Below are 15,973 nucleotides of genomic sequence, written 5' to 3' on the forward strand. Positions count from 1 at the left end.
GAGCTGCCAGAGTACCGCAGGAAAGAGGGGCAGAAATCACAGTAAAATAGAGGTAGGACGCTGTGCGATAGGAGCGGTCTATCCGGCCGCTCTGAGCCTTGGATTCATCTGCTCCTGCTAGCCTGAAAGAGCCATGAGCCAGACTGTACTGTTGCATTTTTCCGGGCAGGATCATCCCGGGTTGACGACCGCTTTGACCGGCATTCTCGCTGATTTCGATGCCTGCATCCTCGATGTGGGACAGGCCGTCGTGCACGAAACGCTGGCGCTGGGCCTGCTGATCGAACTACCTGTGGGCGCAGAGTTCGCGCCGCTCAAAACTGCGCTTGAAACGCGCTCGGAATCACTTGGGCTGCGGGTGCGCTTCACGCCGATCTCCGCCGAGGCGCTCTCGCACTGGCTCTCGCTGCAGGGCAAAGACCGCTTCATCCTCACCGTGCTCGGACGGTCTGTGACAGCAGCACAACTGTCTGCCGTCACCGGCGTCATCGCAGCACAGGGGCTGAACATCGACCGTATCGAGCGGCTCTCGGGACGGCTCTCTCTGGCGGTGCACACGCCGCACGCCAATGCATGTGTCGAGATCCAGGCCAGCGGCGCGCCGCGCTCGCAGGATGAGATGAAGGCAGGCCTGCTCGAAGTGGCGCAGCGCTTTCCCATCGACGTGGCCTTCCAGCGCGAGTCGATCTTCCGCCGCAACCGGCGGCTGTTTGCCTTCGACATGGATTCGACCCTGATCCAGGGCGAAGTGATCGACGAGCTGGCGAAGCTGGCCGGTGTGGCCGATCAAGTCGTGAAGATCACCGAGTCGGCCATGCGCGGCGAGATCGAGTTCCAGGAGAGCTTCCGCCGCCGCGTGGGCCTGCTCAAGGGCCTGCCCGAGGCACGCGTGCGCGAACTGCTGGGCAAGATCCCACTGACCGAAGGCGCGGAGCAGCTGATCTGCACGCTGAAGACGCTGGGCTACAAGACAGCGATCCTGTCCGGTGGGTTCACGTTCTTCGCGCATCATCTGCAGCAGCGCTTCGGGATCGATTACGTCTACGCGAATGAGCTCGAGATGGCGAACGGCGCGGTGACCGGCGAAGTCACCGGCGCGATTGTCGACGGCGCGCGTAAAGCCGAGGCTCTGCGCGAGATTGCGGAGCGCGAGAATATTTCACTGGAGCAGGTCATCGCCGTCGGCGACGGGGCAAACGATCTGCCCATGCTGAAGCTGGCAGGGATGGGCATCGCCTTCCGCGCAAAGCCGCTGGTGAGGGCGAGCGCGAGCCACTCGCTTACGCATCTTGGGTTGGATAGCCTGCTCTATCTCATCGGCGTGCGGGATCGGGATACGGAGAAGCTGGCTTGTTTCCAGCCGGTGGAGGTGCCGTAGGTGCAATGAAACTGGAAGAAAAAACTATCATGCAAGCTCTACCACTAAGCTTGGTATTGCTTGGATTGGTTTTTGCTATCGTCGCAGCTATTACGCCCGTTTCTCTGAAAAAAGGATTACGGCGATTGCTCTCTTCGCTCCTTGTTGGAGCGGCGTTTATATTAGGTTCGATCGAGCAAATAATTGCAGAACATCACTTGTGGCCAGGGGCATTTGGAATTGGAGCGGGTGCTTTCCTAGTATGGATCGGCTATAGGAAACGCGAAAAGGATCCAGATGGCCGCACTCCTGCAGCTAAGATGCTTTGATTTTCTTTCTATGAAAGCTAATCAGGGCGCGGATTTCTCCGCGCCCTTCGTGATTTTGTGACTGCATTCGTTACAAATAACGACTACTTCCCCGCCACATCAAGCTTCGGCTGCTTCGCATCCGGCAGAGTTGCGCCGAGGATGCCCGCGACGGTCGGCGCGATGCGGCGCATGTCGATGGTGCCGAGATCCTTGCCATGGGCAATCCCATCGCCCATGGCGAAGAAGGATGCATGCATCTCGGGATCGTCGTTGATCCATCCATGAGCGCCCTTCTCGGGCGAGTCGCTCACCAGCGGTCCGCTGAGCTGCCCGCCGGTGATGTAGCCCATCTTGAGCACGACCAGCCACGCGCCATCCGGGAAGCCGCCATACTTCTTTGCCTCTTCCTGCGTGAGGATGCGCTCCACGCCGGAATTCGGATCGGCGGCGAGCTTATCGAGGATGGTCTTCACCTTCTCGCGCACCGCCTGGTCGCTCGGGTCATGCAGCATGATCGGCGCCATGCCGCCGGCAGCCCAGGGCTCGGCCTGCCACGAGGTGACATGCATCGTGCCCATAGGGGACTTGCCCATGGTGATGAGACCGGCCTCGAGAAACGGAATGGCAAGGTTCACGCCGTGCGGCGAGTCGGCGAAGCCGTGGTCGGAGACGATGACGATGTCGGTGCGGGGATCATTCGCGCGAGCGGCCTCGATGAGCTGCGCGACCATGCCGTCGATGGCCTCCAGCGTCTCATCGGCCTCGGCGCTGAAGGGGCCGTGCTCGTGCTCGGAGCCGTCGAGCGAACTGAGGTGGATGGTCATGAAGCCGGGCTTCTTCTCACGCAGAATGGCGAGCGAGAACTTTGTCCGCGTGCGGTCGCCGTCGACCGAGGTGTCATTGCCGGCCATGTAAGGGCCGTTCTCGCGCTCGAGCTCAGGCAGCATCCCCACCGGGCGGCTGATCGCGGCCATCAGGTGGCGATCGTCGGGATTGGGATTGGTGCCGCCGACTGAGACACGCCAATATTCCGGGATCAGATAGTCCACGCCCTTCGCATCGACACTGACCGGCCAGCTCACCGAGGCAGTCTTGATGCCCTTTTCATGCGCGGCCGACCAGAGCGTTGCCACGCGAACGTCTTCGTTGTACCAGTACCAGGCGCCGGCGAAGTCGCGCGTGGGGTCGAAGACCTGATTGTTGTAGATGCCGTGCACGGCGGGCTCGACGCCGGTGACCAGCGTGGTGTGGCTGGGATAGGTCACGGTCGGCGTTACGCCGATCACGCCGTCGGCGTAGGCGCCTTCGCGGAGAAAGCGGCGGAGCGTGGGGATCTTCAGATGGTGCTCGTCGGCGTGGGTGATGTACTCGGGCTTCATGCCGTCGATGGAGATCATCAGCACCGGCCGCGAGGTCTGGGCGTGTGCGGCCACGGAAGAAAGACAGAGCGCGGCGACGAGATAGCGAAGTCGTGCGAATGGCATCATGGCATTGATGATGCCACTGGTTCGCGAATCCTGCGTGAACTGGGACTGAGAGGGATTTCCCACGTCTCAAACTCGAGACGTGGGGCACCCGGCCAGGTCTGTTCCTCCCGCCCAAGCGGAGCCTGGACGGGGCACCCTTATCCTCGATACTCCTATCTGAGAACTGAGGACTGACAACTGGGGACTGGCGGCTGCCGTTAGAATCGTGGCGTGGAACGCGCGGCGGCCGCTGCGCGTATCTCACAGGGCCCGCGCAGAGACGCAGGCGAAGGAGTTTCCGATGCAAACCCGTATTGTCGGGACCACGATGCCGGTCCTCGAATTTCTGCTGGATCATAACGACGCCATCATCTCCGAATCCGGTGAGCTGTCTTGGATGGGCGCCTCGATCCAGATGACGACGCACACGCAGTTTGGCGGAGGAGGCGGCTTCTTCGGCGCTCTGAAGCGCGTGGCCGGCGGCGGCAGCCTGTTCATGACCGAGTACCGCGCCGTGGGCGCACCGGGAGAACTGGCCTTTGCGACCCGCGTGCCGGGACACATCCTTCCTGTTGAAGTCGGGCAGGGGCGCGACTTCTATATCCATCGGCATGGATTTCTGTGCGCCACCTCGCAGGTGCAGCTCAGCGTGGGCTTCCAGCAGTCGCTGGGCGCGGGCATCTTTGGCGGTGACGGATTCCTGCTGCAGCACGTCACCGGCCTGGGCATGGCCTGGCTGGAGCTTTCGGGCGAGGTGGTCGTGAAGGACCTGGCGCCGGGCGAGACGCTGCGCGTGCATCCCGGTCACGTGGGCGCGTTTCAATCGAGCGTGAACTTCCAGATCACGCGCGTGCAGGGCATCAAGAATATGATCTTCGGCGGCGACGGCATCTTCCTGGCCGCGCTCACCGGCCCGGGCCGCGTATGGCTGCAGACGCTGCCGATCGCAAAGCTGGCACACCAGCTTGCGCCGTATCTCGACGGCGAAGCGACGAGCAGCAACACCCAGGCCGGAGTTATGGGCGGGATTGTCGGTTCGCTGCTGGATGGGCTGAAATAAGGCAGGGTATAGGGTTTAGGGTGTAGGGTTTAGTGGAGGCGAGGCCGGTTGGCCTCGCCTTTTGTTCTTCTATGGGCTTTAGGTAGGTCGACTCAGCATCTCCGATCGCCGCGGGAATAGCTAAGCATGTGCCCGTGTCACTCGGCCTTCTGCACCCACTGGCTCCGCCACGCTGGAGCTTCAAACGGCTCCGCGAAATATTGCGTCTCGTGCACCACCTTGCCATCGCGAAACTCCATGATGCTCACCGTGTATGCCGGATGTCCCTGGTAAAGGATGGTGTACTCCGTGATCCAAAGATCACCGCGTCCCAGCATGCGTTTCACCTGAAAGCCCGACAGCTTTCCCGGATGATGACTTCGCAGGGCCTGTAAGTGGCTTCGTCCGAAAATGCGCTCGCCTGACTGGGGATAGTCGCAGATGACATCGTCATCGTAGATGTCGTGCTCGGCTATCGCATCCCCGGCCGCCGACGCTCGCCAGTGTGCCTCCAGGGCATCTCGTATCCGCTTCTCCTGCGTGGACTGCTGGGAAGAATGCTCGTCCATCATGATGCGCTGCCTCGCGGAATGAAGCCTGGAACACCGGTCTGCACCACGCTGTTGAGCCTCTGCCTGATCTGAATACGGTCGATCTCGTCAAATGCATCGGCAGGAAGCGGCGATATGTCGAAGTTTTCGCGTGCGCGAGCCGCCGATTTCGGTGTGGTGAGAAAAGCGGTGCCCCGCTGCACCGCCCACGCCAGCAATACCTGGGCCGGCGTCTTTCCAACGCGCGCGGCCACTGCTGTCACCACCGGATCTTCCAGCGGCCCCGGCCTGGCTCCATGACCCAATGGCGCAAACGCCAGAAGGACAATCCCTTTCTCCCTGCAAAAACTCAGGAGCTCCGTCTCGGGCAGATACGGATGCGATTCCACCTGCACGACTGCCGGCTTGATGCGTGCCGCTTCGTATACCGGCAGCAATCCCTCCAGCGTAATATCCGAGAGCCCGATGGCGCGGCACTTGCCGTGGTCCACCAGGCTTTCCATCGCCTGCCACGTCTCCAGCAGCGTCACTCCGCTGTCATAGAGGACATTGCCGCTTTCGTCTCGCGGGTCCTGCTCCTCTCCCGGCTGGAAGGCAAAGGGCGTGTGGATGAGGTAGAGGTCAAGCTCATCGAGCTTCAACCTCTTGAGGCTGGCCTCAAATGCGGGCTCGACACGCTCAGGCCGGTGATTCGAGTTCCACAACTTCGTAGTGACAAAGATGTCTTCGCGTGTGAGCCCATTGGCGGTAAGCCCCGTCTGCAAAGCCTCGCCGACCTCAGCCTCATTCCGGTACCGCTCGGCGCAATCGAAGTGGCGAAAGCCGGCGTCCAGCGCATATCCGGTTGCGGCAGTGGTGACGGCCGCGTCGGGAATCAGGGTGCCAAAGCCGGCTGCGGGCATGGCACCGGCTCCATGGTTGAGCGGCATCTTCTTTGTCTGAAACGCGGAAGGAGCAGTCATCAGGCTACCTCGGCAGCGCTTTTATTTCCCGAGCAGGTCCGGTCTGAGAGTCTACGCTCCTTATGTGAAAAAGAGATGGGAACCGTGCAGGATCAACCCACCAGGCTCTGCCACAACAGAAATCCGTTCAACGCGACGATGATGCTCACCGTCACCCAGCCGAGCATGTGCGTGGGGCGGCGGTTGGTGAACGGTCCCATGAGGGCCTTGTTGCCGGTGAGCAGCAGCAGCGGGATCAGCGCGAAGGGCAGCGCGAAGCTCAGCACCACCTGCGAGAGGATCAGGATCTTCAGCGGATCGAGGCCGCTGGCGATGACCGCGATCGCCGGAATGAGCGTGAGCAGGCGGCGCAGGAAGATGCTGAATTTGATATCGAGAAAGCCCTCGATGATGATCTGGCCGGCCATCGTTCCTACCGTCGACGAAGACAGGCCCGAGCAGAGCAACGCGATGGCGAAGGCCATGGCCGAGGCCGGCCCCAGCAGCGGCCCGAGGGTACGGTGCGCATCTTCAATGGGATTGGCCAGCACGTGGCCGCCGAAGGCAGCAGCTGCGACGACGATCATCGCCGAATTCACCAGCCAGGCGGCGTTCATCGCGGCGAAGACGTCGATCGTCTCAAAGCGCAGGTGGCGCAGGCGCAGGACGAGCCGCTGACGCGGGGTACCGATGTTCTCCTCGCGGCGGCGCGGCTGCACGAGCGAAGAGTGCAGGTAGACGACATGCGGCATCACCGTAGCGCCGAGCATGGCCACCGCAATGTACACACTGCTGCCGTCGATGGTGGGCACGAGGGTGTGATACGTGACCTGGCTCCAGCTCGGACGAATCATCAGCATCTCGATGGCATAGCAGACACCGATGACGCAGACGAAGCCCATGATGGCGCGCTCCAGGGTGCGGTATCCCCAGAGTTCGAGCGCGAGGATAGCAAAGACGCAGAGGGCAGCGAGCAGCGCCGCGACGAGCAGGATCTCCGTCCTGCTCCAGCCATAGAGCAGGAAGCGCGGACCGAAAAGCAGATAGAAGCCGAGTGCCGCACCGAGGAATTCAGCCATATCCGTGGCCAGCGCGGCAATTTCGGCAGCCAGCCAGAGGATAAGAACAACAGGCTTGCGGAAATGGTCGCGGCAGTTCTCAGGCAGCGACTTGCCGGTGGCGATGCCGAGCTTGGCGGCCAGGTACTGGATGAGGATCGCCATGGCGTTCGACCAGAGCAGCACCCATAGGAGCTTGTAACCGAAGCGCGCGCCGCCGTCGAAGTTGGCGGCGAAGTTGCCCGGATCGATGTAGGCGATGCTGGCGACGAAGGCCGGCCCGAAGTAAGACCAGAGCTGCTTGCTCTTCAGCCTGGGCAGGAGCTCCGGTTCTGTGGTGGAGGAAGCCATGGGTGGTCCCAGTGTAGAAAAGCTTCGGCGAGATGTAAACCATGGTTAACGAAATATTTTTAATTAAGATTGACTACCCAGTCAGGGACTGGCCGTCCAGGCCTTTTGCCTTCGGCCCCCCCCCGCTCCCGCCGGTCGCGGCACCGGCTTGGCCCGGGAGACTTGCTGCGATAGCCTGAACTTTGTTGTCTACAGGCGACAGGCAGAGACAGCGGCAGCAAAGATTGCGGAGCACGGAGAAGCTGGCTGAGATGAAGGTTCTGGTAATAGGCGCGGGTGGCCGCGAGCATGCGCTGGTGTGGGCGCTCAAGAAGTCGCCGCGGGTGACGGAGATTGTCTGCGCGCCGGGGAACGGCGGCATAGCGGCGCTGGCGCGGTGCGTGCCGGTCCATCAGAAGGACATCAACGACCTGATGCGGGTGGTCTCGGAAGTAGCGCCCGACCTGACCATCGTGGGGCCGGAGTTGCCGCTTTCCGTCGGGCTGGTGGACGAGATGCAGCGGCGCGGGCTGAAGGTCTTCGGGCCGACGCAGGCCGCGGCCATGCTCGAGACGAGCAAAAGCTTCGCCAAGCGCTTCATGCAGCGGCACAACATCCCCACGGCGAACTACGCGGTGTGCACCACGAAGGAAGAAGCCCTGGAGTCGCTGCCGCTCTTCCATCTGCCGGTGGTGGTCAAGGCCGACGGCCTGGCTTCGGGCAAGGGCGTGCTGATCTGCGAGACGAAGGCCGAGGCCGAACAGGCAATCGCGGGGCTCTTCAGCGGCAAGCTGCTGGGCTCGGTCGAGACGCAGGTGGTGATCGAGGAATTCCTCACCGGCGAAGAGCTGAGCTTTCTGCTGCTGAGCGACGGCAAGCATGTGGCGGCGCTGGTTCCGGCGCAGGACCACAAGCGAATCGGCGAGGGCGACACCGGCCTGAACACGGGCGGCATGGGAGTCTACTCGACGGACGCGATGATCGAACCGGAGATGCGGGAGTGGATCGTAAACCACATCGCGCAGCCGACAGTGAACGGGATGGCAGCGGAAGATACGCCGTTCGTGGGTGTCCTCTATGTCGGGCTCATGATGACGGCGCGCGGACCGATGGTGCTTGAGTACAACACGCGTTTCGGCGACCCGGAGACGCAGGCGATTTTAGTGCGGCTGGATTCCGACTTGCTCGAAGCGATAGAAGCATGCGTCGAAGGCCGGCTGAGCGAGACGGAGTTTCGCTGGAAGCCGGGCGCCTCGGCCTGCGTGATCGCAGCATCGGGCGGTTATCCGGGCAGCTTCCTGACCGGGCTGCCGATCTCTGGACTGGCCGAAGCCGAGCAGGTGCCGGGTGTGACCGTCTTCCACGCGGGCACGTCGCTGGTGGATGGGCAGATCGTGACCAACGGCGGCCGCGTACTGGCGGTGACCGCCGCAGGCGCGACGCTCGAGGCCGCGCTCAAGACGGCATACGAAGGCATTGCAAACATTTCGTTCGAGGGGATGTACTACCGGCGGGATATCGGGCACCGGGCCTTGAAGAAGTAGCTGGGGCTCGCTCTCAGGTCGTATCCACCTATTGCTCAAGCAGAGACCTGTCATTTCGACCGGCGCAGGACCGATTTCTGGTCCTGCGCCTTGGAGAAACCTGCGATTTTCTGTTTCGCGCCTCCGCTCTCGCTGGTCGCGGCGCTGGCGTGGCGTGGGGTAAAACAAAACCGCAGGTTCCTCCACTTCGCTTCCCCACCCCAGCGCGCCAACATCGGGCGCGCCGGGGCCCCTGGTTCGCTCCGGTCGGAATGACAAAGTAAGAAGGAGGCTTCGGTCGAGATGACAGGGAAACGGGTATGCCTGGTATTTACGGCACGCATGCGTGTCAATACGACCGAACTAAGAACCGAGGCCCCTCTTGCGAGGGGCCTTTTTCGTATCAGCGCGAAGGGTTGTGCTCAGTGATAGTTCTGCGCGTAGACATCGTGCGGCAGCCCCTCGCGGTGCGCCTGCCCGGCGAGAGCGATGGCCTGATCGCGGGTCATCACGCCGCCGAGGGTCACCAGGAAGGGCGCCTGCCCGGTGCGCGTGAAGACCGAAGGCTGGAGATCGGCATGCGCCTCGGCAATCGTTCTGGCCTTATGCTGCGCCTGATCCGCATGGTTGTAGGTGTAGGCGATGACCCGCCATCCGGGACGGGTATCGGCCGCGACCGTCTGCTCGGGACCAGATGCGGCTACAGGCGAGGCCGAGGAAGCCGAAGCCATCGGATGCGCGGCGCTGGGACGCTGCGGAAGCGGAGCAGCCGGAGTCGAAACCGGAGCCGCTGCGGGCTCCACGGCGACCGTGGGGGCTGCTGTCGATGCGGCCGGAGCGGAGGAATGGTGCAGGATATGCCATCCCAGCCACAGACAGAGGAGCACCGCGATCACGCCGCCGGCCATCAGCGCCACGCGAGCAGCCGAGCGGGATTCCGGATTCGCCTCCCATACCGGGCCAGAGGCAGAGCCCGAAGCAGAGCCGGACACCGGTACCACAGCCGGACTTGATGCCGCTTTTGGAACAGGGCTGGAAGTGGGCGTGGGCGATGCTGGCGACGGTGCAGGCTTCGAGGCGGCCGGAACTGTCGCGGAGACCGGAGGAGCCGTGGGTGCTACTGGCGCTGGCGCAGTGGCCGGCGGCTTGAGCGCAGCGAGAATCTCGGCCGCGCCCCAGCCACCGCGGAGACCTCCGGTGATGATGCGGTCGAAGGGCGCGGGCAGCGGCCCCGCGGCTTCGATCGTGCGCTGCCCGGTGAGAGCCTGGAGCAGGACGGTGCACAGATTTTCGAGATCGCGGCGCTTCAGCGCCTGGCCTTCGGCGCCTTCAGGCGCCTCGCGGATGCAGTCGCTGCGCAGCTTGACGGTCTCGCCTACGGCGAGGATGCTGGCCGGCGACACGTGCTCATGCACGAAGCCGTGTGTGTGCAGCGCCTCGAGGGCGGAGGCGACGCTTTCGGCAAGCTGACGGCTTTCTGCCTGTGAAAGCCTTTGGTTGACGAGGACCTCGCCGAGATCGGCGTCCGATGGCTCCATGACCGCGTAGACCAGGGCGGTTTCGTCGAGAGTGACCTTGCCGAAGTCGTCGATACGGAGCAGATAGGGATGATGAAGGGCAGCGACACCGCGCCATCGGGCGAGGATCTCATCATCATCGAAATGAGATTCGACGAGGCGGAGGATACGGGGCGCACCCTGCCCATCCGAGGTGGCAAAGAGCGCGCTGCGGCCTTCCGGCTGCAGAAGACGCTTCAGCGGGAAAGCGCCGTCAATCGTTGTTCCTTCATATTCTGTCCACAGTTCCATACGCAGATTCACATCCTGGGGGTAAATAGGCCAAGGAAGAGAGCCGCGTGGGGCAAGTGGAACAAGTCGAACAGCCGTGCGCGGCAGCGAGGCCAGAACCGGCGACTCAGCCGAAAGCTCTGCAGCCGGACCCTTTCGATTCTACAGAGCACAGATGAGGCAAAACGCGGGAAGCGTCGCCTGGAGGCTCTTTGGGAACCATCGGCTGCACGGGGTGTCGGTTTGAGACCTCCCGCCCGGTTGAACTTTATTATAGAAAGCGATGGCACACTTTCTTCCAGTCGATGAGCAGATGGACCTGCTTCAAAAAGGAGCAGCGGAGATCATCCGCATCTCCGACCTGCGCGAGCGCCTCGAGCAATCGCGGAAAACCGGCAAGCCGCTGCGCGTGAAAGCCGGCTTCGATCCGACCGCGCCGGACCTGCACCTGGGCCACACGGTGCTGATGCGCAAGCTGAAGCATTTCCAGGACCTGGGGCACACGGTGATCTTCCTGATCGGCGACTATACCTCTCTGATCGGCGACCCGACGGGCCGCTCGGCCACACGCAAGCCGCTGACGCGCGAGCAGATCGACGAGAACGCGAAGAGCTATACGGAGCAGGTCTTCAAGATCCTCGACCGCGAGAAGACCGAGGTGCGCTTCAACTCCGAATGGCTGGGCAAGCTCAGCTTCGAGGACTTCATTCGCCTCGCCGCCAAGTTCACCGTCTCGCAAATGCTCGAGCGCGCCGAGTTCCACGCGCGTTTCCAGAGCGAGCAGCCGATCTCGCTGCACGAGTTTCTCTATCCGCTGGCGCAGGGCTACGACTCGGTGGCGCTCGAGTCCGACGTGGAGCTGGGCGGCACGGACCAGAAGTTCAACCTGCTGGCCGGGCGCGAGCTGCAGCGCGACTTCGGGCAGCAGCCGCAGATCGTCTTCATGACGCCGATCATCGAAGGTCTCGACGGCGTGCAGAAGATGTCGAAGTCGCTCGGCAACGCCATCGGCATCCACGAGCCGGCGCAGGAGATGTACGGCAAGCTGATGTCGATCAATGACGAGCTGATGTGGCGCTACTGGACGCTGCTCACCGATCTTCGCCAGTCGGAGATTGACGCCATGCAGGCCGAGGTCGCCGCAGGCACGCTGCATCCCATGGAGGCGAAGAAGCGCCTCGCCCGCACCATCGTCGCCGGCTTCCATTCGGAAGAAGCGGCGCGCGCCGCGGACGAGAACTGGGCACGGCAGTTCCAGCAGAAGAGCGATGACGTGGAAGGGCTCGAAGAGGTCACGCTCACGACCGCCGACCTGAACCCCGACGCAGAGGGACGCATCCGCGTAACAAAACTGCTCACTGCGACCGGGCTCGCAGCTTCTTCCTCGGAGGCCGACCGCAAGGTGAAGGAAGGCGCGGTTCGCATCGATGGCGAGGTCTGCAAGCAGTCGCACCTGGCGCTCAACGGCCATGCCCGCGTTACGCTGCGCGTAGGCAAGCGGGCCAAGGTCGCGGTGATCGGGTAGGGCTCAGGGCTCAGGGCTCAGGGCTCAGGGCTCAGGGCTCAGGGCTCAGGGCTCAGATGAGAGCGTACGAGCTGACGGTAGCCCATTCAAGCCTGGATGAGGAACAAGACTCTACACGGATCTCAGAGCCGGGGTTCGTACCTTCCCACCCAAGCGAAGCTTGGGTGGGGCACCCGGCGCTCATGCCCTGCCCTCCAGGAGAACAAATTTACCATCCAATACTTCCAGTAGCCGTTTCAAAGAAGGTAGTTTCCGGGATAGTGAATCTGCGCCGCGACCAAAGGGAGCGCCACGCGAAGCGATTCGCCCTGCGCGGAGCAGCTGTCGCCTTTTCGGGCACATCTAGCAAGAAATTGCCGTAAATGTCACCGATTTTTGACAGTGCCGCAGGAGAACTGAGGCGTAATAGCAGCATGCGGAACGCCTGGCTCTACCCACTCACGCACTGGAACTGGAAGGCGGCGCTGATCACGGCCATCTGCCGGGCCGGTGCCTGCATGGCGGCGCTCTACCACAGCCCGCTGCACGCCCGCGAGCACTTCGGCGCGGTCGAGGCCTGCTACGTACTGCTGACGGCCGGCATCTTCTCGGCCTGGCAACAGCAGGCGCTGGATGTGAAGCCGAAGCGGCTGGCATGGACCATCACCGTGCTGGCGATTCCGCTGGGCTCGCTGGCGGCCGACTCGGCGCTGCACCTGTGGCTGGACCATGGCAACATGCGCGCGCTGGGCATTGGCGCGGTGATCGTCACTGTCTTCTCGGCGATGTTCCACTGGCACGTGATGCAGAACGGCGCGCTGCTGGTGGGCGAGAACAGCCGCTCCTTCATGGACGACATGAGGGCGATGCCGCGGCTCGCAGCCTCCTTCGTGACGCAGCCTTTCGCGGCGATCAGCTCCTGGCGGTCGGAACCCGAGGTCGAAGAGGCGTAAACACGTTTCAGCGCAAGGCGAAGAGCGCGGCCATGGCCGCGCTCTTCGCGTTTCAGGCCGCTTGCCGTCAGAAACGGAAGGAGGTCTCGAGGTTGATGGTGCGGTTGGCGGTTGTCGAGCCGAAGACCCCGGCCAGCGCTGTCGATTCTCCGAAAAGCGGCGAGCCGAGCACACCGACAGGCGATGCAAGATTCACCACATTGAAGAGGTTTTCGGCGTCAACCGTGAAGCTCAGAGTGTACTTCCGCACGATCGGCTTCTTCACAGGCTTCGCGGGCGCCTTGGCATCCTTCGAGTCCTTGGAGTCTTTGGCCGGAGCAGGCGCCGGCGGTGGTGGCGGGTTTTCGTCCGGAACGACCGGCCCGAAATTGAAGCTGCGCCCAACGCCGAGGTTGGCCTGGAACATGTTCGGACCCTTGCCGTAGTTGATGGGGATGATCTTCTGCCCGGCAATGGGGTCGGCGTCGAAGACGCCCCACTTGGTGTGATACACGCTCGAGCGCGTCAGATCGGTGGCGAAGGCCGGGCGGTCATTGAACTGGGTGTCCCCGTTCAGGTCTTCTCCCACCGTGATGTTAAAGGGCTTGCTCGAGTTATAGACCATGAAGGCGTGCAGGCTGACATGACCCGGAAGGTCGGCATACCCGAATAAGAAAGCCCGGTTCCGCATGTCGTTCGCACTGCGGCCATAGTCTACGTGCAGATCGTACTGGTTGGAAGGGAAGCTGGTGATGCCCGAGGTGTTCGCCTCGGCCTTGCTGAGCACATAGGCCGCGAACAGGCCCATCGATTTGGTATGCAGGCTGGCGCGGAAAAACCCTACATCGATGGACGAGGCTCCCCGCGATTCAAACTGGTAGATGTTCTCGTCTGTGCCGAGCGGGCGTACACCGCTGGTTGGGTCATTGACGTTATAGGTGCCCGGCAGCGGCGCGTTGATGTTGCGGGTGAGGAAGAGGTGCACACCCTTGAACGTGAGGTAGTTGGCCGAAAACGAGAGGTACTTGCCGGCAGGAATATCCGCAGTGAACGCGGCCGTGGAGACATAGGGCGCGCGGAGGTAAGGATCGATGCTGTAAATCGTCGGCGCGCTCGTCGCTCCGCTGGTACAGATCGCGGGATTGGTGCCACAGGTATCGGGGTAAAAATCCGGATTGGTCACCGAATAGCCCACCTGCTCGACGCCGTTCTGGCGCTTGGCGGTGAGCACGTTCGTCGAAGCAAAGCGCGTGTAGAAGAGGCCGTAGCCAGCGCGGAGAACCGCGCGCGGAGGCTTGTTCTTGGGGCCGGGGATAGAATATGCGACGCCGAAACGCGGCGCGAAGTCGTCGTGATCGGACATCTGCGTCTGCGACTCGAAGCGCAGACCATAGCTCACAGTAAGGTCCTTGCGCGCCTTCCAGTTGTCCTCAGCATAGATGCCGGCATCGAAGACCGAGACCACGATGCCGGGCGTGCCCACGGTCTGCGAGAAGAGGCTGGCGCCGCCGCCTTCGGCGCGGATCTGCGCTCCGGTGAGACCGGCCTTCAATCCCTGCTCAGTGATCTGGTAGGCGCCAATGGAGGCGAAGGTATAGTTGCCGTTGAAATTCGCCGTTGAGACATTGGCATCGCGCACGTCGCGCAGGCGCGCGCCGATGTTGAACTCATGCGTGCCATGCTCGATCTGCAGGTGGTCCTGGAACTCGTAGTGATCCTGGTTGTCGCGGTTGATGCCGGTGTTATTGCCGCCGCCGGTGAAGCCGCCCTGCACGGTGACGGTGGCAGAGGTTTCTGCGGGCGTCTGATTATTGCGGTCGCGGATGTACTGGAACTTCGTCTCGTTGACGACATGCGGACTGTACATCTGCGTGTCGGAGAACTGGATGCTCTGTTCGGTGTTGTCGCTGTTGTAGGCCTGCGAGGCCAGCTCAAACTGGCCGACACCGGCGTTCGACTGCGTGGTGCGCTGCAAGGAATAGCGCAGGGTGAGTGTCTGCACCTGGCCGATCTGGAGATCGTAGCGCGGGGTGAAATTGGTGGTAGTGGTCGGCGAGGTGATCGCCTGCGTGAAGCTGGTCTGGTTCAGATTCGAGTCAAGAACGACGGCGTTCACCACCGAGTCATTGATCGTGTGCTGATTGAAAATATCGGCGAAGTAGGAACTCTTCTTATTGATCGGCCCGTTTACGTCACCATCGAGCATGTAGGAGTAGTAGGGCGGCTGGTCTGCGACGAAAGGGTTGTGGGTGTTGAAGGACGAGTCGTTGCCCTGCATCCAGTAGTCGCCGTGCAGCTTGTTGGTGCCGGGCTTGGTGAAGATCTCGATGCGGCCGAAGCCCAGCGCATCGTACTCCGCGGAAAAGGGATTCTGGTTGATGCGGATCTCACGGATCGAAGACTTGGGCGGCAGCTTGCCGCCGGAGAAGCCGTCGACGAAGAACTGCGCACTGCCACCATCGGGACTTGGCCCGGCGAGCGCCTCGAGCTGATCCTGGAGCTCAGTCGGATCGCTCGAAAGCGAATTGATGGCCGCGCCCTTGATGACGATCGCGCCGCCGTTCTTGTCCGGGCTGGTGTCGATCTCGCTATCGGTAACGACGGTCTGCTGCTGCTGGATCTCGATGGGCAGCGAGAGGGACTTGCGCTGCGTCTCGCCGGGCGAAACACAGACCCCGTCGACGTGCGTCTCCTGGAAACCAGTGGCAATGGCGTCGACGGTATAACAGCCGGGCACGAGGCCGGTGATCGTGTAATGCCCCTGGCTGTCGGTCTCAGCGGTGGAGATCACATTGCCCGACTTTTCGGCATTCACGGTGGCGCCGGGGATGAGAGCGCCGGTGGGATCGACGATGGTGCCGGCGATGGCGCCGGGGCTATCCGGGCTGGCCACCTGAGCCCACACGGGGCGTCCGGAAATGAACAACGCAAGCGCTACCAACAGAGAGGCGCAACAGGACAGAACAGAGCGGGAACGGCGCATAGCGGTGCGTCAGGCTCCTTCGACAGAGTCTCGGGCAGAGTGAAATTTATTTACTGCAGAAACACGAGTGAGATACGCGCCAGGAGGCGGCGAAGTTCGCCGCGAGAAGCAGCAGTCCATCAGAGCAACGCCTCACACCGCCGGGGCAGAGCCGGGTGAGCAGGAACGCGCTGCCTATGAGACGGAGCTGA

Annotated in this window: 12 protein-coding genes; 6 read left to right on the top strand and 6 right to left on the bottom strand. The window is 62.5% G+C overall.

The features are described from left to right. The first annotated feature begins 133 nt into the window (after nucleotides 1-133). Together serB and ESZ00_RS07085 are read left to right on the top strand one after the other, a co-directional pair. The gene (gene serB, locus ESZ00_RS20390) at nucleotides 134-1,378 is read left to right on the top strand and encodes a phosphoserine phosphatase SerB (RefSeq protein ID WP_129207412.1); all 1,245 of its coding nucleotides are present in this window, start codon (nucleotides 134-136) and stop codon (nucleotides 1,376-1,378) included. Nucleotides 1,379-1,383: 5 nt separating this feature from the next. Further along, nucleotides 1,384-1,686, top strand: a complete 303-nt coding sequence (locus tag ESZ00_RS07085; protein WP_129207413.1) for a hypothetical protein — start codon at nucleotides 1,384-1,386, stop codon at nucleotides 1,684-1,686. Nucleotides 1,687-1,769: 83 nt separating this feature from the next. On the opposite strand, the gene ESZ00_RS07090 is transcribed toward ESZ00_RS07085, so the two are convergent. After that, complete coding sequence (locus ESZ00_RS07090) at nucleotides 1,770-3,218, bottom strand: alkaline phosphatase family protein (RefSeq protein ID WP_129207414.1); 1,449 nt, start codon at nucleotides 3,216-3,218, stop codon at nucleotides 1,770-1,772. A 217-nt stretch (nucleotides 3,219-3,435) separates the two neighbouring features. Here ESZ00_RS07090 and ESZ00_RS07095 point away from each other — a divergent pair, with 217 nt between their 5' ends. Next, on the top strand, nucleotides 3,436-4,194 hold the full coding sequence (locus ESZ00_RS07095) for an AIM24 family protein (protein ID WP_129207415.1): 759 nt from the start codon (nucleotides 3,436-3,438) through the stop codon (nucleotides 4,192-4,194). Nucleotides 4,195-4,331: 137 nt separating this feature from the next. On the opposite strand, the gene ESZ00_RS07100 is transcribed toward ESZ00_RS07095, so the two are convergent. The 3 genes from ESZ00_RS07100 to ESZ00_RS07110 form a co-directional block, all read right to left on the bottom strand. Beyond that, nucleotides 4,332-4,745 carry a nuclear transport factor 2 family protein gene (locus ESZ00_RS07100; RefSeq protein WP_129207416.1) on the bottom strand — a complete coding sequence of 138 codons (414 nt, stop codon included), beginning with the start codon at nucleotides 4,743-4,745 and terminating at the stop codon, nucleotides 4,332-4,334. Continuing rightward, the gene (locus ESZ00_RS07105) at nucleotides 4,742-5,686 is read right to left on the bottom strand and encodes an aldo/keto reductase (RefSeq protein WP_129207417.1); all 945 of its coding nucleotides are present in this window, start codon (nucleotides 5,684-5,686) and stop codon (nucleotides 4,742-4,744) included. The genes ESZ00_RS07100 and ESZ00_RS07105 overlap by 4 nt, the downstream gene beginning before the upstream one ends. Nucleotides 5,687-5,778: 92 nt before the next feature. Beyond that, complete coding sequence (locus ESZ00_RS07110) at nucleotides 5,779-7,074, bottom strand: Nramp family divalent metal transporter (protein ID WP_129207418.1); 1,296 nt, start codon at nucleotides 7,072-7,074, stop codon at nucleotides 5,779-5,781. Nucleotides 7,075-7,325: 251 nt separating this feature from the next. Here ESZ00_RS07110 and purD point away from each other — a divergent pair, with 251 nt between their 5' ends. Then, nucleotides 7,326-8,597 carry a phosphoribosylamine--glycine ligase gene (purD, locus tag ESZ00_RS07115; RefSeq protein ID WP_129207419.1) on the top strand — a complete coding sequence of 424 codons (1,272 nt, stop codon included), beginning with the start codon at nucleotides 7,326-7,328 and terminating at the stop codon, nucleotides 8,595-8,597. A gap of 401 nt (nucleotides 8,598-8,998) precedes the next feature. Here purD and ESZ00_RS07120 read toward each other — a convergent pair whose 3' ends face one another. Then, nucleotides 8,999-10,384: a protein kinase family protein gene (locus ESZ00_RS07120; RefSeq protein ID WP_129207420.1), complete on the bottom strand. Its 1,386-nt coding sequence runs from the start codon at nucleotides 10,382-10,384 to the stop codon at nucleotides 8,999-9,001. A 262-nt stretch (nucleotides 10,385-10,646) separates the two neighbouring features. Here ESZ00_RS07120 and tyrS point away from each other — a divergent pair, with 262 nt between their 5' ends. Both tyrS and ESZ00_RS07130 read left to right on the top strand, forming a co-directional pair. Next, complete coding sequence (gene tyrS, locus ESZ00_RS07125; protein ID WP_129207421.1) at nucleotides 10,647-11,888, top strand: tyrosine--tRNA ligase; 1,242 nt, start codon at nucleotides 10,647-10,649, stop codon at nucleotides 11,886-11,888. Between the two features lie 413 nt (nucleotides 11,889-12,301). Further along, the gene (locus ESZ00_RS07130) at nucleotides 12,302-12,820 is read left to right on the top strand and encodes a hypothetical protein (protein WP_129207422.1); all 519 of its coding nucleotides are present in this window, start codon (nucleotides 12,302-12,304) and stop codon (nucleotides 12,818-12,820) included. A gap of 67 nt (nucleotides 12,821-12,887) precedes the next feature. Here ESZ00_RS07130 and ESZ00_RS07135 read toward each other — a convergent pair whose 3' ends face one another. Continuing rightward, nucleotides 12,888-15,782 carry a TonB-dependent receptor gene (locus ESZ00_RS07135; protein ID WP_129207423.1) on the bottom strand — a complete coding sequence of 965 codons (2,895 nt, stop codon included), beginning with the start codon at nucleotides 15,780-15,782 and terminating at the stop codon, nucleotides 12,888-12,890. Nucleotides 15,783-15,973: the final 191 nt, after the last annotated feature.

It is taken from the genome of Silvibacterium dinghuense, assembly GCF_004123295.1.
Taxonomy (GTDB): Bacteria; Acidobacteriota; Terriglobia; order Terriglobales; family Acidobacteriaceae; genus Silvibacterium; species Silvibacterium dinghuense.